We start from the raw sequence: 20,642 nt of genomic DNA on the forward strand, positions 1-20,642 counted from the left end.
CGGTCCAGGCGTTATCGTCCGGGATGGGCCGGCCCCCCACCTCCCCCTGGAGCCCGAATCATGACGACTCGCCACATGCGCCGCTGGAGCCTGGTCGTCACCCTGTGGGCCTTGGGTGTCGGAGGGACGGCGCGAGCGCACGCGGGCCTGCCGGAGACCTCCAACGTCACCCTGCGCCGGGGCCACCCTGAGGATTACTTCCTGGGCGCGACGTTCGGCGCGGTGATTTCGCGCGACAGCGGGAAGACGTTCCGGTGGATATGCCCGACGGCCATGGGCTACGGCGGCTGGAACCCCAACGCCTACCTGTGGCGTGAGGCGGGAGACCTTGTCGCGGCCACCGGCAGCGCGCTGCTGCGCTCGCCTGACGGCGGCTGCTCCTGGAACACCCACCCCTACTTCAAGGACACCTGGGTGTCGGGGCTGGCCGCGCACCCCACCGACGACCGCATCCTCTACGTCGTCACCTCCCGGCACGGCAAACCCAATGGCGTCTATCGCTCCCTGGACGGCGGAGAGACGTGGGCCCCCTCGCCGCTCCTGCGCCAGGGCCTGGTGCTCAACGCGGTGCGCGTGTCCCCGGCGAATCCCCAGCGCCTCTACGTGAGCGGCAGGGAAGAGAGCCGGCTGCTCCTGCTGCGCAGCGACGACGCGGGCGAGACGTGGACCGAGGTGGCGCACCCGCTGTCGGAGCTGCTGCTGCCGTATGACCTGCTCGTGGAGACGGCGGACCCGGTGTCGGCGGACGTGGTGTGGGCGCGCGTGTCCTCCCAGGGCGCCACGTACCTGCTGCGCAGCGACGACGCGGGCCAGACGCTGAACATCGTCTCCACCATCAACGACGTCTTCATCAACATGGAGCTGTCCGCGGACGGGAAGAAGGCGTGGGTGGGGACGCTCAACCACTTCTTCCGGGGCCCCTCCACCGGACCGCTGGAGATGCTGTCGCTGCCCACGGGCAACGCGTGCGTGCTGCGCGACGGGCAGACGCTCTACGGCTGCGGCTCCACCTGGCTGCATGACTGGGCGCTGGCGCGCAGCACCGACGAGGGCAGCACCTGGCAACCCCTGTTCGGCCTCTACGAAATCCAGGGCGCGCACCACTGCCCCCGGGGCACGCCCGTGCGAGAGCTCTGCCCCGGCCAGTGGCCGCAGCTCGCGGAGCAGTTGGGCGCGCCGCTCTACCCGGCCGGCCCCGTCGAGGAGCCGCCCGTGGACGCGGGCACTCCCGACGCGGGGACGCCCGAGGATGCCGGTACCGCCGAGGACGCAGGCACCACTCCCCAACCATTGCCTACCCCCAAGGGCTCGGGCGGATGTGGGGCCATGGGTGGGAACATGGTGCCCGTCCTGCTGTTGCTCTCCACCCTCACCCTGCTGCGCCGTGGTCGGCGGCGCCAGAACTGAACAGGTCGCCCCATGAAGCCCCTCTCGCGAAAGACGCTCTGGACCGCCTCACTGGTCGCCCTGCTCTCCCTGACGACCACGGCCTGTGGCGACGACAAGGAGCCGGAGTCGAAGTGCGGCGAGCCCCTCTACGGCGGTGACGCCACCGACGAGGCCTGGCGCGCGCTCGTCGACGCGAAGGGCAGGCCCGCGGACAGCACGGAGGCCGCGCAGCTGGCGCTGCCCTCGCAGGGCACCACGTACTCCGTCAACGACGCGCCGCCGAAGTGGACATGGGCCTCGACCCTGGCGAGCGCGCTGCCGCGCCCCGTGCCGGTGAGCCCCTTCGACACGGCCCGCTCCATGCTCGCGCGCGTGGGTGAGTGGGTGCTGCCCACGGCCCATGCGCACCTGCCGCCCTTCACCGGCGACATCCACTGGGTGCAGGTGACGGTGCCCGGTCGCGAGTGCCCGGTGGAGATGCTCACCTCGAACCTGGAATGGCAGCTCGACGCCGCGACGTGGGACACCCTCAAGGCGAGCGCCGGACAGGACCTCTCCGTCCAGGTGGTGAGCGCGTACCTGCTCCAGAACCGCATCACCGAAGGGCCCTACACCCTGGCCCAGCCCGTCACCATCCGCATCCAGGGGGCACCATGAGACACGCGTGGGTTTGTGCGCTGGGGCTCGTCTTCGCGGGTTGCAGTGACGACTCGAATCCCTTCGACGGTGTGAAGCCACCCGCGGACCTGGAGTACGCGCACCCGGAGCCGTGGAGCGTGGGCTCGAGCGTGCCGCCTCCCGGGCCCGGTGGTCGCGTCCTCATCACCAACAGCCTGGACGACACGCTGAGCCTGCTGGAGCTGGAGGGCGCGACGAGCGCGAACTGGCGAGAGCTGGCGCGCGTTCCGGTGGGGCTCAACCCGGTGGAGCTGGAAGGGCCGCACCACACCGCTGTGTCACCGGACGGGAGCCACTACTACGTCGGCATCTCCAACTACGTGCCGGGCGGCGGCTCGGGGCCCCATGGCGCGCACGGCAGCGGCGCCGATGATGGCTACTGCCTGAAGCTGGATGCGCGCGACAACCGGCTGGTGGGCTCGGTGCGCGTGGACCCGAACCCTGGCGACGTCATCGTCAGCAAGGACGGGAACACGCTGTACCAGACGCACTTCGACACGCTGAAAATCGCGGAGGTGGCGCGTCGCGGCGGCACCGAACGGGAGATGTTCGCGCGGCTGGCCATCATCGACGCGAAGACGATGACTCGCAAAGCCATGGTGGAAGTGTGCCCCGCGCCGCACGCCATCCGGCTGTCTCCGGACGAGCGCACGGCCTACATCGCCTGCTGGTCCGACGAGGTGGCCATCGTCGACCTCTCGGCGCCTGGCACGGAGGCGGCGCTGGTGAAGGTGGCCGCCAACCCCGGCACCGCCACGGCGCCCCGGCACCAGCCCTACGCGCTGACGATGTCGCCCACCACGGGGGATGTCTTCGTCAGCTCGATGGCGAGCCGCGAGGTGCAGGTGCTGGAGGCGCGCACGCACACCATGAACGCGGTGCGGAGGATTCGCCTCGCGGGCTCACCGATGTTCGGTGATATCGGCGCGGACGGGACGACGTTGTACATGCCGTATCAAGGCGTGGAGGCGCTGGCCATCATCGACGCGGCCACGGGCTTCATCCGGCGCGAGGTGGACCTGGCGCCTTCAGGCTGTCTCAACGCGCACCAGGCCAGGCTGACTCCGGACGAGAGCCACGTGCTCGTGGTCTGCGAGGGAGACCACGTGCGACCCGGAACGCTGCACTCGGTGAACGTCGCCCAGGGCACGGTGGTGAACACGGTGCGGGTCGGCATCTTCCCCGACTCGGTGAGCATCCTCCGGGGGCAGCCATGAGCCACGCTGCCTGGAAGGTGCTGCCCTTCGTGGCGCTCGTCACCGTCGCGTCGGCCTGTGGTGACGACGCGAAGCCGGTGAGCGCGGCGGAGTATGGCGAGCTGCTGTTTCGTGACGCGCGCTTCTCGGAGAGCCAGTTCAACGACTTCTCCTGCGCGACGTGCCACGCGACGACCCCCACGCCGCTCAACGGGCGGATGGACTCCGGCTACACGCTCCACAACGTGGCCTCGCGTCCCAGCTGGTGGGGAGGCTACGAGACGAACCTGCTGGACGCGGTGAACTTCTGCTACGTCAGCTTCATGCGCGGCGTGCAGAAGCTGCCGGAGGACTCGCCCCAGAGTCGCGCGCTGTATGAGTACCTGGTGAGCATCAGCCCGGATGCCACGGCCCCAGCGCTGCCGTACACGGTGGTGAAGGACATCCAGGAAGTGCCTCGCGGAAGCATGGAGCGAGGACAGGTGGTGTATCAAGCCGCGTGTCAGGAGTGCCACGGCGCGCTTCACACCGGTGAGGGACGGCTGACGGAGATGGCCTCCATCCTCCCGGAGGTGACTCAGGACTACGATGAGTTGTTTCCAGGGATTCCCCACTCGCTCGTCGTCATCGAGAAGGTGAGACACGGCCAGTTCTTCCACATCGGCGGCAACATGCCCGCGTACAGCCTGGAATCCCTCTCAAACGCGGACATGGGAGCGCTGCTCACGTACCTGGGGCTGTAGTAAGGAAGCCCGCATATGGGTTTCTGGAAGAAGCTTCTCGGTCTGGAGAAGGCGGGCTCGGAGTCATCCGCGAGCCCGCTTGAGTCAGACAGCCCTCGCGAGTACCTGCAGCGAGAGATGGAGGCTGCTCTGAAGACCGTCCCCACGGTGACGGAAATCACGCGGCTACCGGATGACTACGGACTGCGGTTCTTGAAAAACGGGGAGGTCGTCCAGATGTACCTGGACAACCTCTTCGCGGAGACGCGCGAGGTGTCTCCCGACCAGCGCGCCCAGCAAATCGGCCGCTTCCTGGCGGCCTTCGCCGGGGAGACCAGGGACAAGCTCTCGTGGAAGGAGGCGCGGAAGAGGCTCCTGCCCGTGGTGCGCTCGGCGACGTTCGGCCTGATGGCGCCACCGGGAGAGTCCCGCCCACGCCCCATGGTGTGGCGCCGCACCATCCCCTTCCTGCGCGAGCTGCTGGTGTTGGACCTGCCCGACGCCACCATGTACGTGCAGCACGACCACCTGAAGGAGTGGGGCGTCTCCGAGGCGAAGGCCTTCAAGTCGGCCTTCGCCAACCTGGACCGCATCCACGCGTCCGGCGTGGAGCTCCAAGAAGAGACGCCGAGCCCCCTGTGGTCCGTGGACTCCAACGACACCTATGAGGCCTCTCGCCTGCTGCACCCGGGCTTCCTCGCGTCCTTCACCCACCGCGTGAATGGCCGCCCCATCGCCATCATCCCCACGCGCTCCACGCTCGTCATCGCAGGTGACGGGGACCCGGCCCTGCTCAAGCGACTGTGCACGCTCGCCGAGCGCGAGCACGAAGCCAGCACTCGCGACATCTCTCCCGCGCTCTACACCGTGGACGACGCCGGGCGCGTGGTGCCCTACCGGATCGCCGGCAACAACAAGCTCGCGCAGTTGGTGCGCCGAGGCCACCTGCGCCTCGCGATGGGCGAGTACGCCACCCAGAAGCAGTTGCTGGAGGCCCAGCACGCCGCGGAAGACGTGGACATGTTCGTCGCCAGCTTCGGCGTCCTGGTCCGCGAGCAGGACGATCGGCCCATCAGTTGGTCTAGCTGGAGCAAGGACGTGGACACGATGCTGCCGGAGACGGAAGTCGTGGCCATCCAGGCGGGCGAAGAGGACTTCTTCATGGTGACCTTCCCCGACGTGAAGCGGATCGCCTCCAGATACCTCGTGCTCATGCCGGAGCAGTGGCCGCCGCGCTACCGCACCATCGCGTGGCCTTCGAACGCGGTGCTCAACGAGCTGCGCGCCGCGCAGGTGGACCTGGCGGCGTACACGGGCGACTGAGGCCCTTGCGCGACGTCAGCCGACCAAACGCCTCCGCGTCAGCCGGGGGCCGTTCTCCCGAGGAGATGACGATGCTCGCCTGCGTGGACGTGGACTACCGCGATGACGTCACCGTGGCCGCGTGCGTCCTGTTTCGCGATTGGGCCGAGGCCTCGGAGACCGCGCACCACGTGGACCGGGGACCTCCCGCGGCGGCCTATGAGCCCGGCCAGTTCTACCGCCGCGAGCTGCCGCACCTGCTGCGCGTGCTCGCCCTGGTGCCCGAGCCGCTGGAGGCCATCGTCGTCGACGGCTACGTGTGGCTGGGCCAGGACAAGCCCGGCCTGGGCGCGCACCTGTACGAGGCGCTCGGGCGCGCGGTGCCCGTCATCGGCGTGGCGAAGACGTCCTTCCACTCCAGCGACGTCGCCCTCCCCGTGCTGCGTGGCCAGAGCCAGCGTCCCCTCTTCGTCAGCGCCGTGGGCCTCGCCACCACCACCGCCGCCGAGCACGTCCAGCGCATGCACGGCCCCTCCCGCCTGCCCACCCTGCTGGGCCGCGTGGACCGGCTGTGCCGCGAGTCGTGAGCCTCCCCCACCTCTGACACGCGCGTCGCGCTCGCGCGGGTGTCCCGGCTCGCGTGCGGCCGCCTTCCCTCGGGAGCCGGGGCCCACACCCCTGGTATGGGCCTTGCTCTCAGGGTGCACCCCATGCGCCTCCCCCGCCTCCAGCCGCGCCACCTCCTCACGGGTCTCTTGCTCGCCCTCGTCGTCTCGGCGTGCCCCGCGAAGCGCCGACCGATGACTCGCGAGGAGGTCGCCGCCATCACCTTCACGCGGCTGGAGCGCTTCGAATCGGACCAGGCCTTCGACAACCACATGGCGCTGGTCGAGGACATTCAAAACAGCCTGTCGACGGGCGGCGGCCCCGTCGTCGGGTGTGGTGGTGACAGCGGCTTGGACGCCCCCGCGCCGGCGCCCGAGGAGGAGCCCTCCATCACCCACAACCAGGAGGCCGGCGTCGACGAGGGCGACATCATCAAGGCCGTGGGTGACTGGTTCGTGGTGCTGCGCCGGGGCCGGCTCTTCACCGTGCGACAGACGGAGGGCGCCATGGAGCCGGTGGGGCAGGTGGACTCCTATGCACCGGGCTTCACCGTCGCCTCCTGGTACGACGAGATGCTCGTGTATGGCCGTCGCATCGTGGTCGTGGGCTACAACGACACCATGCGGGCCACGGAGCTGGGGCTGTTCCGCATGGATGACGCGGGGGTCATCACCCACGAGGGCACGTACTTCATGGGCTCCGGCGACTACTACTCCAGCCGCAACTACGCGAGCCGGCTGGTGGGCGGCGACCTCATCCTCTACCTGCCGAGCTCGGTGCAGGTGTGGGCCGGAAAGACGACGATGCCGTCCACGGAGCGCTGGCTGAGCTACAACGAGACGACGCCCTGGCGGCCCATCCTCTCACGGACCGAGGTCTTCAAGCCCGTGCAGACGACGCTGTGGCCCGTGCTCCACACGTTGGTGCGCTGTGATTTGGATGCCCCGGAGTTCACCTGCGCCGCGACCGCGTTGATGGCGCCGCGCACGCGGACCTTCTACGTGTCGCGCGACGCGGTGTATCTCTGGGTCAACCCCGACTACGAGTCTTGGACGGTGGAGGGCGAGCGGACCGACTCGAAGACGCCGCGTGACTCCGTGGTGTACCGGCTGCCATTGGACGGCGGCGAGCCCGGAGCCCTGCGCGCGCGCGGTGGCCCGGTGGACCCGTTCTCCTTCCGGCAGAACGAGGATGGACATCTGGATGCGCTGCTCGTGGCGCCGGGCCAGGGCGACTCGATGTGGGGCCCCGAGTTCGCCCGAAGCGACGGTCGCGTCGCGCTGCTGCGCGCGCCACTGGACGCCTTCTCCCCCGAGCTGACGGGCCTTCGCGCCGAGGACTTCACCACGCTCCCTGGCCCCCTCGAGGGCACGCTCCAGAACCGCTTCGTGGGCCACCATGTGCTGTGGGGCTCGGGCGAGGCGTTCGACGACAGCACCACTCGCGGCGAGCGCGCCGTCTGGGTGACGGACGTGCGCGCGCCCCTGGATGTCCACCGCTTGTCCCTGGGCCACACGGTGACGCGCCTGGAGCCACTGGGCACGGGCGGCGCGCTGGTGGTGGGCGAGAACAGGGCGGGTCTTCGGCTCACCTCGGTGGCGCTCGGAGAGGGAGGCCCGGAGCTGAAGGGCACGCTGCTGCGCGAGGGCGCGACGCAGGGCGAGTCGCGCAGCCATGGGTTCTTCTTCAAGCCGGACGGCACGGGGGGCGGGGTGATGGGGCTCCCGCTGCGGTACCAGGGTGGGACGTGGAGCCAGTTGCGCTACGGCTCCGCGGAGGTGTCCTTCGTGCGGGTGGGCCCGGAGCTGGAGCTGACGACGCTGGGCTCGCTGGGCGCTTCGGTGGAGACGGGTGACGACGCGTGCAGCAAGTCGTGCACGGACTGGTACGGCAACGCTCGCCCCATCTTCTACCGGGAGCGCGTCTTCGCGTTGATGGGCTACGAGCTGGTGGAGGCCCATGTCACCGGGGGCGCCGTGGAGGAGTCCTTCCGCGTGAGCTACCTGCGGTCGGGCCGCTGAGCCCGGCTGCTCGGCGTGGAGGGAGGCCGGGGCGGAGTCCATCGACTCGCGACTCCGAAGCACTTCCCCTGGAGCGGGACCTGCGAGACAAAGCGGGTCATGCACCGCCGTCACTTCCTGCGATTCTCCGCCCTGGGGGGCAGCACGCTGGCCCTGGGGAGCCTCGGCTTCTGGCGCAACGTGTACGCCGCGCCGGCCACGCCGGGCTCGGTCGCCGGGCCCTACGGACCGCTGGCGGACAGTCCGGATGCGCAGGGGCTCCGGCTGCCGCGAGGCTTCACGTCCCGCGTCATCGCTCGTAGCGGTGACGTGGTGCCGGGGACGGATTACGCGTGGCACATGGCCCCGGATGGTGGCGCCTGTTTCGCGCAGCCGGACGGCGGTTGGATTTACGCGTGCAACAGCGAGACGACACCGGACGGTGGCGTGTCCTCGGTGCGCTTCGACGCGAAGGGGAACATCACCGGCGCGTGGCGCATCCTCTCCGGCACGCACGTCAACTGCGCGGGAGGCCCCACGCCGTGGGGGACGTGGCTGTCCTGCGAGGAGCATCCGCGGGGGCTCGTCTGGGAGTGTGAGCCGTCGCGGCCGGGACAGGGCGTCGCGCGGCCCGCGCTGGGAGCGTTCACGCACGAGGCGGTGGCCGTGGACCCGACGGGCCGGCGGCTGTACCTCACGGAGGACACGCCCACGGGCCGCTTCTATCGCTTCACTTCGGCGAAGTGGCCCTCGCTCGAGGAGGGCACGCTGGAGGCGGCTCGGGTGACGGGGGACCCTCGCACGGGCGTGAAGGTGCAGTGGGTGCCGGTGTCGCCGCAGGCTCCGGCCGCGATGCAGGCGGCGGGGCGGGAGACCACCGCGTTCCCCGGGGGCGAGGGCTGCTGGTACGACGGCGGCGTGGTGTACTTCACCACGAAGCACGACAACCGCGTGTGGGCGCTCACGCCGCTGACGGGCCGGCTGGAGGTGCTCTACGACGCGGCCACGTATCCGAACGCGCCCCTGCGCGGCGTGGACAACGTCACCGTGTCGCAGGCACGTGAGCTGTTCATCTGCGAGGACGGGGATGACCTGCAGCTGTGCCTGCTGACGCAGGACAAGAAGGTGACGCCGTTCCTCCAGGTGATGGGGCACGCGGGCTCGGAGCTGGCGGGCGCGGCGTTCAGCCCGGATGGCAAGCGGCTCTACTTCAGCTCCCAGCGCGGCTCCGACAGGCGAGGCGTCACGTACGAAGTGAAGGGCCCCTTCCGCACCCGGCGCGGCTAGGGACGGTTCGCAACCAGGCATCAGCGCTTCGTCGAAACCATCAACACGTCAAGGCGCTGCACGTCCGCCAATCTCCGGGAACCGCTCATAGGCCCACAGGAGCGCGTCCAGGTGGGCGGGGTTGTCCAGGTCGAGTGGCGCATCCGTGAGCTGCACGACCCATCCGCCCGATGCCGTGCGCCGCGCCCGTGAAAGCAGCTCCGCATCCCGGGCCGGGTCCGGGAACCCGATGGCCCGTGCGGCAGCGGCAGACCAATAGTTCAGCCACCCGAGGAACCAGGGAATCTCAGGCGCGGGGATTTTTTCTGGCAGGTTGAGCATGGCGAGTCCACGGGGTGAACACTCGGGCCCATGAGGCGATCGGCGAAACTGCTGCGCGACTTCCGAGCCGTAACCATACGGCGACGCATGCCCCCAGAACGAGCGCGCCCCCTCCGCCACGCCCTCAAGCAAGGCAGCCGCTGCCGCGCTCACGGGCTCGTCCAGTGGCAGTTCTGCATGCACTTCAGACAGGGACTGGCCGCCTGGGCTGAGGAGTCCAGGTCTTCCTCTCCCGTTGACCGTCACGGGGTAACGCTCGTCCCCGTTGCACAGAAGAGGGAATCTTCCGTCCTGTGTCCTTTCCATGAGCCACGCATCGCGCCGCGGCAATGCGATGGGGCGCCCTCCTTTGCCTACTTCCCACTCCAGACGCAGGCCGGAGAGCGCCTTTTCCATCCCATGGACGACAGCGAGCGTGCGGCCATCATTGGCTGCGAGCGCAGGCGCGTAGACAATGAGGGTGAGGGCCTTACGTTTGGTCATCGCTTGCACCCCGTGACGACGACATTCAGTGTGAAATCCGCTTCGATCAGCGCGTCTTTGTGCGCTTGGGTGCTCACCCCAATGACGAAGTCATATCCACATGCCGCCGCGGCAGTTCGCTCCCCTTGTATTTGCTCCAATTCCCTCTCAACTTCCCGCCTCCGGATGAAGTCAGGATATGTGTCAAATCGATGGGTCTTGATCTCCCAGAGCACGCGCGCGCCGACTTGCAGAGCATCGAAGCGCTCACCGCCCACGAAGACGTCCATGCCGGGGTAACGGTTGGGCGGAAACCTATCGGCGCACTCGTTATGCGGGACATCTTCGCCCGCGTGACGCACCGGGATGGGCTCGCACGACGGACGGCGCGGCCTGGTTTCTGGCAGTGGGGGGGAAGATGTCTCCGGTGCTCGACCCCTTTGCCATGGGCGCCTGGTTCGCTAACGGCTCCTTCGCCGGCTGCGTTTGAATCTTGGGCTTCGCGCGCTCGCGGGAGGCGTTCCGTTGATAGGCATCAATCCCCTCTTGGATCGCGGCGGCAACCATCACCGTGCCAACAACAACCACGGCACCGACAACGAGCTCCGGTGCTAAAAAGATGCAGAGCCCCACGCCCAAGGTAGCCGCACCCGCATAGGCAACAGCGCATCTTCCGGTGACATCGCGAAACCGGACCCTGTCGTGTTCGAGAGCGTGAAAGCACCGCTCCGCCAGGACAGGCCATTCGTTGGACGCCTCCCGCACCACACAATGTCCGTCATCCGTCCAGGGGTACTGCGCCGCCCGCTGAAGATTGGCGAATCGCGGATTCGGAGCCTCCAACACTCCGCGGCTCGACTCTGCCGTTGCACAGGCCGAGAGCAGAAGCAGGAGCACGAGTGCGCAGGAAGTTCGGGAACACATGGCCACGTCCTTTCAAGCAAGCAAGGTGCTGCGGGGTCAAGGCCGTGGGGGTTCTCAGCTAGAGCGCCGACCAGGTTATGTCACGCCGCGCACTGGTAACGATGGCCTTGGTCGCGGCCACCACCCGCCGGGCAGCACCACGGCTCCGAGGTGGCGTTTGGCGCGCGTGGCGTCCACAGCCGTTTGCCCGAATAGGGGCGGCTCCACCCGTGCTTTCGGCGCCCGCCTGTCGAATGGTGACCGGGCTCGCGAGCGTTCCCCTGGAAACCGCCCCCTCCGAAGACATACCTTCCGGGGGCAATGGGCGTTCCTCCCTCACAGCTCGGGCTGTTCGACACGGTGCGGACCGAACGGCCCGCGTCGACGTCCCAGTCCGAGCGCGCGCCGGAACCCGCTTCCGAGCCCCACTTCGCCGAGTACGCTCCCGCGCCTCGCTTCGCCGAGGATGACGCGACGACCACCGAGCCGCGCCTCTCCGCGCACGACGAGCCCGCCTCCGAGCGCCGTCTGCCCGAGCGTGAAGAAGCGCTGCTCCAGGCCGCGAGCCTCGCCCGCCGTCTGGCCGTGGAGCTCGGCGCCCCCGTCCACCTGCGGCTCACGGACAACCGCGCCACCCTGGTCAGCTTCCGCCGCGTCGCCCAGGGCCTGCGGCTGCGCGTGCACCACCTCTTCCTCGAAGCCCCTGACGACATCGTGCGCGCCATCGCCCGCTATGCCGTCCGGTCCGACGCGAGCGCCGGCACCCTGCTCGAAGCCTACGCTCACGAGCACCAGGGCCTCGTGCGCCGCGAGCGCCGGCCCGGCAAGGCCCTGCGCACCCGGGGCCGCTGCTTCGACCTGCGCGCCGTGCAGTCGCGCCTCAACGCGGAATGGTTCGACGGCCGCGTGGGCGTGGACATCGGCTGGGCGCGGCGGCCCACCAAGGGACGGCGGCGCTCCATCCACCTGGGCGGCTACGACGCGCGACTGCGGGAGATTCGCATCCACCCCGCGCTGGACCGCCCCCACGTCCCCGCCTTCGTCGTGGACTACCTCGTCTTCCACTCCATGCTGCACGCCGACCTCCACGAAGAGGGCGGCTCCGGCCTCGATGGCGAGGGGCGCTGCGCCCCGGGCCACTCGCCCGCGTTCCTGGAGCGTGAAGACACCTTTCCGCTGCGAGACACCGCCCAACGCTGGCTGCAGGACAACCACACCTCCCTGCTGCGCGGCTGAGCGTCGTCCCGGCTTCATACGCGCGAGCACTCCGTGCGGTTGTCCCCGCTCCATGAAACGAGCGATGGCGGCGACACAGCGGAGCACTGCATGCTCCACGGCCATGCGCTACTTCAGCGTGGACGAAGCCAACCGCCTGGTGCCGCTGCTCAGCCGCACCTTCGAGCACATCCGCCCTTGGGTGGAGCGCGTGCAGCAACTCGTGGAGACCCTCGGTACCCCCGAGGGCAAGGCCCTGTCGAACCAGGAGTCGCTGCGCGAGGAGCGCGACGCCCTGCTCGAGAAGGTCCGCATGGAGCTGCACCACTTCCACGAGATGGGCCTGGAAATCAAAGGCGCGCAGGGGCTCGTCGACTTCCGAGCCCACCGCGGGGACGAGCCCGTCTATCTGTGCTGGCGCATCGGAGAAGCCGCCGTCTCGCACTGGCACGGGATGTACGACGGCTTCTCGGGGCGACGTCCCATCGACAGTCCGGAAGAGTTCGCCCCCACCTACCTCAGCTGAAGTCGCACGCCACCACCGCGCGCTTCAACCTCCGGTGAAGCTCTTCTGGAGCAGCGCCAGCTTGTTGCGCGCGGACAACAACTGCTGGCGCAGCGAGTCCGCCTGCCGGGCGATATCGTTGAACTCGCTCTGCTCGGCCGCCTGGGAGAGCGACTGCGCCTCGTCGGCCACCTCCGACATCCGGTCCTGGAGCGACTGGAATGTCACGCCCAGCGCGGCCTGCTCCTCCGGTGTCTTCGCGCTCTGGCGCTGGGCGGCGAACTCCTGCATCCGCACGTTCAGCTCGGCGGCGCTCTGTCCCAGCGCGCCGTAGCGCACGAGCAGGTCCTTGAAAATCTCGGTGCGCGCCTGGAGCTCCTGCGCGCGCACGTGCACGGCCTCGGCCTGGGCCTGCTGCCTGTCACGCACCTGGGAGATGGCCCCTACCAGCGCGGAGACACGGGCGCGGAGCTGCTCGTCCATGTCGGCCAGGGCCTTCAGGGTGGAAGAGGCGCGCTCCAGGTGCTTCTCCGCCTGGAGGGGGGCGTCCTGGAGTTGTTGCGCCAGGGCCTCGAAGCGCTCCAGTCCCTCGTCGAGGGAGCGGGCGGCCTCAACCAGCGCGGAGTCCTGCGGTTTGTCTCGCTTGCTCATGGGCAGGCGGGAACATGGCACGCGCGAGGGGTCGACGGGGCGAGGACTTCGCGGGCGCCACCTCCAAGGCCCGCCTGCCCTCCTGCCCGCCGGGCCCGGCCATGGGCACGAGCGGCCTCTTTCCCACGCTCGCCAGCGACTCCCATCGTCCCCAACTTCCCGACATCCCATAGACCTGTCTGTCGCGAGGTTCACACATGCCCAGGGCCCACTCCCTCTCCGTGCTCGTCACAGGTGCCACCGGCAACCAGGGCGGCGCCGTGGCACGCCACCTCCTCCACCGCGGGCACCGCGTCGTCGCCTATGTCCGCCAACCCGAGTCACCCGCCGCGCGCTCGCTGCAGTCGCTGGGCGCCGAGCTGGCCGTGGGTGACTTCGACGACGTGGACGCGCTCGCCCGGGCCGCGGAGAGCGTGGACGCGTTCTACGCCATGGCCACGCCCTTCGAGACAGGCGTGGAGGCGGAGATACGCCACGGCATGAACCAGGTGGACGCCGCGCGGCTCGCGGAGGTGAAGCACTTCGTCTACACCTCGGTGGCGGGCGCGGACCGGCTGACGGGCATCCCCCACTTCGACAGCAAGCACCGGGTGGAGCTGCACGTGCGCCGCAGCGGCCTGCCCTTCACCATCCTCGGGCCCACCTTCTTCATGGAGAACCTCACCAGCCCCATGTTCGAGGAGGGGCTGAGGGCAGGGGTGCTCGCCTTCGGGCTGCCCGCCTCGCGAGGGCTCCAGCTGGTGTCGATAAACGACCTGGCCGCCTTCGCGGTCAGGGTGCTGGAGGACGCGGAGCGCCACGAGGACCTGCGCATCGACGTGGCCTCGGACGAGGTGACGGGCCAGCAGGCGGCGGGACTCCTGTCGATGGTGAGCGGTCATCGCATCCACTTCGAGCAACTCCCGCTGGACTTCATCCGCGAGCGCAGCGAGGACCTGGCCGCCATGTACGAGTGGCTGGACCGTGTGGGCTACCACGCGGACATCCTCACGCTGCGCCACAACTATCCGGACCTGCACTGGCACACCTTCGAGGACTGGGCGCGCAAGCAGGACTGGAGCGCGCTCACCTCTCCTGCCTGGCCGCACGCCGCCGCCGAGCCCACCCCGCCTGCCGGACAGTGAGGCCCCGCGCCCCCTGGTGACGTTCCAGGGTGGCGCCGCTTCCGCCCGCACCACGCGACTTGCCGCTGCCTACCTTCGAACAGAAGGAGGCGTCTCATGCGCGCGCTCGTGCCCGTCGCCACGCTGTTGCTGGCGGCAGGCTGTGTCACTGAATCGAATCTGAAACCCTCCCTGGACGCCCAGGTCCTCCAGGGAGACAAGGACACCGCCGTCGCGAAAGGCGCGGGGGTGACGCTGGTGGCGGACGGCGCCGCGTGGAAGGGCAACCCCTCCAATCTGGAGCGCACCCTCACGCCCGTCTACGTCCGCCTGGAGAACCAGAGCGGCAGGACGCTGCGCATCCGCTACGAGGACTTCTCGCTCGTCGGCACCGAGTCGCGCTTCAGCTACTCCGCGCTGCCACCCTTCAGCCTGCGCCAGTCGATGGTGTCGTCCTCGTCGACGCAAGGGACGCTGGAGGGCACGGGCGGCTCGGGGCGCGGCTCCGTGTACATCGGCGCGGGGCCCGGCTGGCGCACCGGTTACGGCTGGGGCTACGGGCCGCGCGGCTGGGGCAGTCCCTTCTACCCGGGCTACGGCCCGTACTACCCGGGCCCCTACACGACCTACCAATGCGAGGAGCCCCTGCCCACGCGGGACATGCTCCAGAAGGCGCTGCCCGAAGGCACGCTGGCGGACGGTGGCACCGTGCAGGGCTTCATCTACTTCCAGGTCGTCACCGGCCGGGAGAACGGCGTCGTGCTCCGGGCCAACCCCGTGGACGCGAACAGCGGCGAGTCGCTGGGCACGCTCGACATCCCCTTCCAGGTGGGAAAGAGCTGAGCGCCCGCGCCTTCGCCACCTCGGCGCGGGCCGCTCGTCAGTGGAGCAACATGTCGGCGCGAGAAGTCACGCGCCGGTGGCCGTTGAGCAGCGAGGTCTCCTCGGCCATGCCCAGCTCCCGGCGCACCTCCGAGCCACGCATGGGGAGGCCAAAGAGCGGCCCCAGCAGCACCAGGTCCAGGGACGCGGCGACCAGGGGCCCCAATCCCAACAGCGCCACCGCGGCGCCCCGGGATGTCCCGGCACGCAGCCCACCCAACACCAGACAGGAGCCCGTCACGATACGCAGCCAACGTCCCGCTCGCGATGCCATGAAGCCGACGACCATGCGCACCTCCCCAGGGCGAAGATGGACACGCTCCGGCGAGCGACCACGGGCCCGGCTTCTTTGTCCGGACGCAGGCCGAGCATCCGGGCAGGCGCCTCCTCAGTGGAGCGCCAGGGCCTCTGGCTCGACGGGCGAGAACGAGGCCTGGGCGGACCCGCGCGCTTCATCGCCCTGTCGTCGCGACGCCAGCAGGGACTCCAGGGCGACCGCCGCGAAGTCGCGAGCCTGCTCGGGCGGACGCCGCTGCTCCAGCGCGCGGACCGCGGAGAGCTGCGCGCACGAGGACACCAGCGCCATGTGAGTGAAGGCCTGGGGGAAGTTGCCCAGCGCCTCGCCCGTGACGGGCACGGCCTCCTCCGCGTACAGCCCCACGTCGTTGGCCAGGCCCAGGAGCCGCGACAGCAGCGCCTCCGCCTCCTCCCATTTCCCCTCATGGGCCAGCACGTCCACCAGCCAGAAGGAGCACAGCAGGAAGGCGCCCTCTCCTCCCGACAGGCCATCCGGCGCGAGGTAGCGATACAGGAGCCCGCCCGACTCCAGCCGCTCGCGCACCTTCTGGACCGTGCCGCGCACCAGCGGATGCGCCAGGGGAAGAAAGCCCAGCGCGGGCACCAGCAAGGTGGACGCATCCGCCACGCTCGAGCCCCGCGACTGGGGAAACCACCCGTCCGCCGCGCACTCCATGAGGTAGCGCCGCAGCTCCGCGCGCTCCCGGGCCCAGCGCACCAAAGGCGCCGGCAGGTTTCGCTCCTGTGCCAGTCGCAGGCCCCTGTCCAATGCCACCCAGCACAGGAGCTTCGAGTGGATGAAGTGCCGAGGCTCGTCCCGCATCTCCCACAGTCCCTGGTCCGGCTGTCGCCAGCGCCGACACACCTCCTCCACCAGTCCGGAGAGGAAGGCCCAGTTGGTGGGCGTCACCAGCCCGCCCGCGCGCGCGTACAGCCAGCTCGCCTCCAGGAGTTCGCCAGACACGTCGAGCTGGAGTTGTTTCGCCGCGCCATTGCCAATGCGCACCGGCCGCGAGCCCGCGTGTCCGGCCAGGTGGCTCAGCTCCACCTCGGGCAGCAGGCGATGGCCCTGGATGCCGTACATGATTTGCACGTCCTCCGCGCGCCCCGCGCTGGTGCGCCGCAGCCAGTGTCGGAAGGCATCCGCCTCTTCGCGGTAACCCGTCACCAGCAGCGAGATGAGCGTCAGTGACGCGTCCCGCAACCAGGTGAAGCGATAGTCCCAGTTGCGCGTGCCCCCGAGCTCCTCCGGCAGGGACGTGGTGGGCGCGGCCACGAGCGCTCCGGTGGGCGCGTACGTGAGGGCCTTCAGCGTGAGCGCCGAGCGTCGCACCGCCCTCAGGTGCGCGCCCTGGTACGAGCAGCGGCCAATCCACTGCCGCCAGAAGGTGAGCGTGTCCTCCAGGCGGCGATGGAAGTCGTGGAGGTCCGGCGCCTTCTCGGGCGCCCGCTCGACGAAGGAGGGCGTCCACGCGGCTTCAATCCACGCCTCGTCTCCGGCGTGCAGCATCCAACGGGCGCGCAGGGAAGACTCCTGCGCCATCAGGGGATGCGTGGACGACACCCACAGCGCGTCCGCGCCCCCGACGACTTCAGCGGTGCGCCAGGACGTCAGCCGCACGCGAGGGGTGAAGGAGCCATATTCGAAGCGCGGGGCCACCACCACGCGCACCTGGACCTCGCCCGCGAGACAGCGCACGCGTCGCAGCAGCGCATGCCGCGTACTCACACTCGTGCCGCTCGACGCGCCGGTGGCCGACACGGGCATGCAGTCCACGACCTCGAGCACTCCGCGCGGCGTGGTGAAGGTGGTGGCCAGGACGTTGCTGTCCTCCACGTAGGTGCGCGTGGAGGTGAAGTGGCCCACCGGCGACAAGCAGAAGCTGCCGCCCCGCTGCTCATCCAGGATGCGGCAGAAGACCGAGGGCGCGTCGAAGCGAGGGAAGCAGGCCCAGTCAATGGAGCCGTCCCTCCCCACCAGCGCCGCGGAATGACAGTCACCCAGGAGGGCATAGTCGGCGATGCGTCGCATCCACGCTCCCTTCCCGGGAAGACTTATTTTGTTTCAGCACACCCTTCACCGATGTGGACGGGCGAGCGCGAGCGCAACCGGAGGCTCGCAAGCAGGCGTATTCCCGATGAGCTGCATCGGCCGCCTGCCTCCTCTCGCGCGCGCTCCATGACCCGCACGGCCGGGCGCCGAGGTGCGGGGGCAGCCGTCTCCCGCAAAGCTCCCGAGGGGCCGTCTCACCGTGCGGGCGCTGCAGGAGACGAACTCACTCCCCAGCTTCGCGTGGAGGGGCCTCTCCCACGCACGCCCCCAGGGAGCTCCCATGTTCAGTCGAGCGGAGATTCAGAAGGGAATGAAGGTCCGCGGCAATGATGGCCATGCCATCGGCCGCATCATCGACATCACCGAGAAGGAGCTCATCGTGGAGAAGGGCCTGCTGCGGCGCCACGACTTCGCGGTGTCCTTCGACGACGTGACGGAGGTCCTCCACGGAGAGGTGGTGCTGCGCCATGGACGCGACAGCCTCTTCTCCGCGCCCAGGGAGGTGCCCCCCGTCGAGCACTGAGCCTCTTGTCACTCCGCGCTCGCGGCCCCGGGAGCGGCGGTCGTCAGCGGGACATCATTCCAGCCCGCGCGAGCCTCCGCCTCGCGCGCCGCGCGCCGGCCTGTCTCCACGTCCACGCGCCACAACACCGCCGCGCCCGCGCCGAAGAAGGCGAGCAGCGACAGCACCGCCAGGCGACTGGAGCCCGTCAGCTCCACCGTGGCCGCGAACACCAGCGGGCCCGCCACCGCCGTCACCTTCTCGAAGACGCTGAACAGGCCGAACATCTCCCCCGCGCGGTGCCGGGGAATCAGCTGCGCGAACAGCGAGCGGCTCAGCGCCTGGCTCCCGCCCTGCACCATGCCCACCAGCAGCGCCAGCGCGAAGAAGTGCGCGGGCGAGCTCATGAAGTAGCCCAGGAACGTCACCACCACGTACACCGCCAGCGCGAACATCAGCGCCGGCTTCGCGCCGACTCTCGACGCCGCCCGGCCGAACAGCACCGCGCATGGCACTCCCACCGCCTGCGTCAGCAAGAGCGCCCCCATCAGCGCGCCCTGGCCGATTCCCAGCTCCGTCCCATACAGCGTGGACAGGCGGATGATGGTGCCGATGCCGTCGCTGTAGAGCAGGTACGCCACCAGCAGCAGCATCGCCTGCCGGTACTTCCTCAGCGTGCGCAGCGTCTCCGCGAGCTGGGAGAAGATGCCGGTGAGCGACAGCCGGGGCGGAGGCGCGGCGCTCTGGGGGCGGGGCTCGGGGACGCGCAGGAACAGCGGCAGCGAGAACGCTCCCCACCACAGCGCCACCGTCACGAAGGACACGCGCGAGGCCACCGCCGCGTTCGGCAGTCCGAACCAGCCGGGCTTCACCAGCAACACGAGCTGCGCGGCCAACAGCAGCCCGCCTCCCAGATAGCCCAGCGCGTAGCCCGCGGTGGACACCCGGTCCAACTCCTCGTCATTGGCGATGTGGCGCAGCAGCGCGTCGGAGAAGACGATGCTGCCCGTCACCCCCACGTTGCCCAGGCCGAAGCACACCAGCGCCCAGACCCAGTCACCCTGCCCCACGCCGGCGAGTCCCAGCGTGGACAGCAGCCCCAGCGCGAGGAACACCCCCAGCAGCGTCTTGAGCCGGCCCGCCCTGTCGCTCAGCGCGCCCAGCACCGGCGACAGCACCGCCACCGTGCCCAGCGCCACGGCGGTGACGGCGGCGAAGCGGCTGGTGGCCACCTCGCGCTCCAGCCCCTTCGACGCGACGGAGGCGTAATAGATGGGGAACACCACCGCGATGACGGTGGTGACGTAGGCCGAGTTCGCCCAGTCATACATCGCCCACGCGCGCAGCTCCGGCCGCGTGAGCCCCAGCCGCGACATGAGCGAGTCCCAGGCCCTCATGCGCCGAAGTCCATGCCCTGGATGGCGTCATCACCCTGCGCGGCTTGATACACGTGCCACGCGGCGGCCAGGTCCTGGAAGGGCAGCCCCACCGCGCCGAACACCGTCACCTCTTCCGGAGAGGTCCTCCCCGGCTTCAGTCCGGCGAGCACCTCGCCCAACTCCGCGTGGATGACGTCCTCGCCCAGGCCCACGTTGCCCACCGCGCCGCTCGCGACGGACAGGCCGCGGTGGTCGCAGATGAAGCGCGCCTGCCGCAAGAGCTCCGCGGAGACCTCCGCCTTGCCCGGCTCGTCCGCGCCCAGCGTGGTGATGTGCGTGCCCGGCTTCACCATGCCGGCGTGGAGGAAGGGCTGGCGGCTCCATGTCACGGCGATGACGATGTCCGCGTCCTCCACCGCCTCCGCCACCGAATCCGCGGGCCGCACCGGCAGGCTCAGCTCCTGGTACATCCGCGTGGCGAAGGCGAAGGCGCGCGTGGCGTCCGTGTCATGGACGCGCACGTGGGACAGCGAGCGCACCAGCCGCAGCGACTTGATTTGCATCACCGCCTGCGCGCCCGCGCCGATGATGGCCACGCGACTCGCGTCAGGCCGCGCCAGCACATCCGCCGCCAGCGCGCCCATCACCCCCGTGCGCACCGCCGTCAGGTGTCCGGAGTCCATCACCGCCAGCAGCTCGCCCGTGGCCAGGTCGTTCAGGTGCACCACGCCCTGGATGGCGGGCGTCCGCGCGGGGAACTTCGCGTGCACCTTCACCGTGTACGCGGGGATGCCGGGAAGGCAGCCGGGGAGCATCGCCAGCGCGGTGCCCTCCGCGTGCAGCGGTGCGCGTACACGCTGGGGCGCCACGGTGCGAGCCAGGGCGTCGGTGCGGAAGGCCTCCCGCAAGTCCTCCAGCAGGGTGAGCGCCTGGAGGTTGCGAGACACATCGGAGCGGGTCAACAAGAGGGTGCGCATCTGCCGCCCACCCTAACCGAGCGCGGGAGCTCCGCCAGCCCCCGACTTCACCCCAGGGGGCCAAGCGATTGACGGTGGACGGACGCGCACCTCGTCCAGCGGGGAGCGACGAACGACTCCGGCGAGCGCCGCGCGGTCCCCTCGGACGACGAGGGTCCGGGGTGGCCCTCGGGCCCGCGTCTCCCGCCAAAACAAGGGCTCGGACATACATA

20 protein-coding genes are annotated in these 20,642 nt (G+C 69.7%); 13 read left to right on the forward strand and 7 right to left on the reverse strand.

Annotation, left to right across the window (positions count from 1 at the left end; genetic code table 11):
- Window positions 1–60 precede the first annotated feature (60 nt).
- From LZ199_RS39585 to LZ199_RS39620, 8 genes are all read left to right on the forward strand, one after another.
- The gene (locus tag LZ199_RS39585; RefSeq protein ID WP_253998993.1) at window positions 61–1,407 is read left to right on the forward strand and encodes a hypothetical protein; all 1,347 of its coding nucleotides are present in this window, start codon (window positions 61–63) and stop codon (window positions 1,405–1,407) included.
- 12 nt (window positions 1,408–1,419) lie between these two features.
- On the forward strand, window positions 1,420–2,046 hold the full coding sequence (locus LZ199_RS39590; protein WP_253998994.1) for a hypothetical protein: 627 nt from the start codon (window positions 1,420–1,422) through the stop codon (window positions 2,044–2,046).
- Complete coding sequence (locus LZ199_RS39595; protein WP_253998995.1) at window positions 2,043–3,284, forward strand: YncE family protein; 1,242 nt, start codon at window positions 2,043–2,045, stop codon at window positions 3,282–3,284. Before LZ199_RS39590 ends, LZ199_RS39595 begins: the two co-directional genes overlap by 4 nt.
- Window positions 3,281–4,006 (forward strand): c-type cytochrome, encoded by a 726-nt coding sequence (locus LZ199_RS39600; RefSeq protein WP_253998996.1) that lies wholly within the window; start codon window positions 3,281–3,283, stop codon window positions 4,004–4,006. Before LZ199_RS39595 ends, LZ199_RS39600 begins: the two co-directional genes overlap by 4 nt.
- Window positions 4,007–4,021: 15 nt before the next feature.
- Window positions 4,022–5,308 carry a DUF1444 family protein gene (locus tag LZ199_RS39605; protein WP_253998997.1) on the forward strand — a complete coding sequence of 429 codons (1,287 nt, stop codon included), beginning with the start codon at window positions 4,022–4,024 and terminating at the stop codon, window positions 5,306–5,308.
- Window positions 5,309–5,373: 65 nt separating this feature from the next.
- Entirely contained in the window at window positions 5,374–5,874 is a 501-nt protein-coding gene (locus LZ199_RS39610; RefSeq protein WP_256569782.1) for an endonuclease V, read from the forward strand.
- Window positions 5,875–5,997: 123 nt separating this feature from the next.
- On the forward strand, window positions 5,998–7,914 hold the full coding sequence (locus tag LZ199_RS39615) for a beta-propeller domain-containing protein (RefSeq protein WP_253998999.1): 1,917 nt from the start codon (window positions 5,998–6,000) through the stop codon (window positions 7,912–7,914).
- A gap of 99 nt (window positions 7,915–8,013) precedes the next feature.
- On the forward strand, window positions 8,014–9,180 hold the full coding sequence (locus LZ199_RS39620) for an alkaline phosphatase PhoX (protein WP_253999000.1): 1,167 nt from the start codon (window positions 8,014–8,016) through the stop codon (window positions 9,178–9,180).
- Window positions 9,181–9,228: 48 nt separating this feature from the next.
- Here LZ199_RS39620 and LZ199_RS39625 read toward each other — a convergent pair whose 3' ends face one another.
- Window positions 9,229–9,984, reverse strand: a complete 756-nt coding sequence (locus tag LZ199_RS39625; protein ID WP_253999001.1) for a DUF5953 family protein — start codon at window positions 9,982–9,984, stop codon at window positions 9,229–9,231.
- Window positions 9,981–10,325, reverse strand: a complete 345-nt coding sequence (locus LZ199_RS46850; RefSeq protein WP_323390230.1) for a DUF6310 domain-containing protein — start codon at window positions 10,323–10,325, stop codon at window positions 9,981–9,983. The genes LZ199_RS39625 and LZ199_RS46850 overlap by 4 nt, the downstream gene beginning before the upstream one ends.
- Window positions 10,326–11,187: 862 nt before the next feature.
- Here LZ199_RS46850 and LZ199_RS39635 point away from each other — a divergent pair.
- Both LZ199_RS39635 and LZ199_RS39640 read left to right on the forward strand, forming a co-directional pair.
- Window positions 11,188–12,102, forward strand: a complete 915-nt coding sequence (locus LZ199_RS39635) for a hypothetical protein (protein WP_253999002.1) — start codon at window positions 11,188–11,190, stop codon at window positions 12,100–12,102.
- 64 nt (window positions 12,103–12,166) lie between these two features.
- The gene (locus LZ199_RS39640; RefSeq protein ID WP_253999003.1) at window positions 12,167–12,607 is read left to right on the forward strand and encodes a DUF2203 domain-containing protein; all 441 of its coding nucleotides are present in this window, start codon (window positions 12,167–12,169) and stop codon (window positions 12,605–12,607) included.
- Window positions 12,608–12,631: 24 nt separating this feature from the next.
- Here the strand turns inward: LZ199_RS39640 and LZ199_RS39645 are convergent, their stop codons facing one another.
- Window positions 12,632–13,237 carry a hypothetical protein gene (locus LZ199_RS39645; protein ID WP_163869907.1) on the reverse strand — a complete coding sequence of 202 codons (606 nt, stop codon included), beginning with the start codon at window positions 13,235–13,237 and terminating at the stop codon, window positions 12,632–12,634.
- Window positions 13,238–13,434: 197 nt separating this feature from the next.
- On the opposite strand from LZ199_RS39645, the gene LZ199_RS39650 reads away from it, so the two are divergent.
- The gene (locus LZ199_RS39650) at window positions 13,435–14,361 is read left to right on the forward strand and encodes an NmrA/HSCARG family protein (protein WP_253999004.1); all 927 of its coding nucleotides are present in this window, start codon (window positions 13,435–13,437) and stop codon (window positions 14,359–14,361) included.
- Window positions 14,362–14,457: 96 nt separating this feature from the next.
- A complete protein-coding gene (locus LZ199_RS39655) occupies window positions 14,458–15,183 on the forward strand; it encodes a hypothetical protein (protein ID WP_253999005.1) in 726 nt (241 codons plus the stop codon).
- Window positions 15,184–15,220: 37 nt separating this feature from the next.
- On the opposite strand, the gene LZ199_RS39660 is transcribed toward LZ199_RS39655, so the two are convergent.
- Window positions 15,221–15,511, reverse strand: coding sequence for a hypothetical protein (locus LZ199_RS39660; protein WP_253999006.1), 291 nt, complete (start codon window positions 15,509–15,511; stop codon window positions 15,221–15,223).
- A 99-nt stretch (window positions 15,512–15,610) separates the two neighbouring features.
- Entirely contained in the window at window positions 15,611–17,551 is a 1,941-nt protein-coding gene (locus tag LZ199_RS39665) for a glycoside hydrolase family 15 protein (RefSeq protein WP_253999007.1), read from the reverse strand.
- A 301-nt stretch (window positions 17,552–17,852) separates the two neighbouring features.
- Between LZ199_RS39665 and LZ199_RS39670 the strand changes: the two genes are divergently transcribed.
- The gene (locus LZ199_RS39670) at window positions 17,853–18,095 is read left to right on the forward strand and encodes a hypothetical protein (RefSeq protein WP_253999008.1); all 243 of its coding nucleotides are present in this window, start codon (window positions 17,853–17,855) and stop codon (window positions 18,093–18,095) included.
- An 8-nt stretch (window positions 18,096–18,103) separates the two neighbouring features.
- Here the strand turns inward: LZ199_RS39670 and LZ199_RS39675 are convergent, their stop codons facing one another.
- Both LZ199_RS39675 and LZ199_RS39680 read right to left on the reverse strand, forming a co-directional pair.
- Entirely contained in the window at window positions 18,104–19,471 is a 1,368-nt protein-coding gene (locus LZ199_RS39675) for an MFS transporter (RefSeq protein WP_253999009.1), read from the reverse strand.
- A complete protein-coding gene (locus LZ199_RS39680; protein WP_253999010.1) occupies window positions 19,468–20,430 on the reverse strand; it encodes an ornithine cyclodeaminase family protein in 963 nt (320 codons plus the stop codon). Before LZ199_RS39680 ends, LZ199_RS39675 begins: the two co-directional genes overlap by 4 nt.
- Between the last annotated feature and the right edge of the window lie 212 nt (window positions 20,431–20,642).

The organism is Myxococcus qinghaiensis (assembly GCF_024198215.1).
Lineage (GTDB): Bacteria > Myxococcota > Myxococcia > Myxococcales > Myxococcaceae > Myxococcus > Myxococcus qinghaiensis.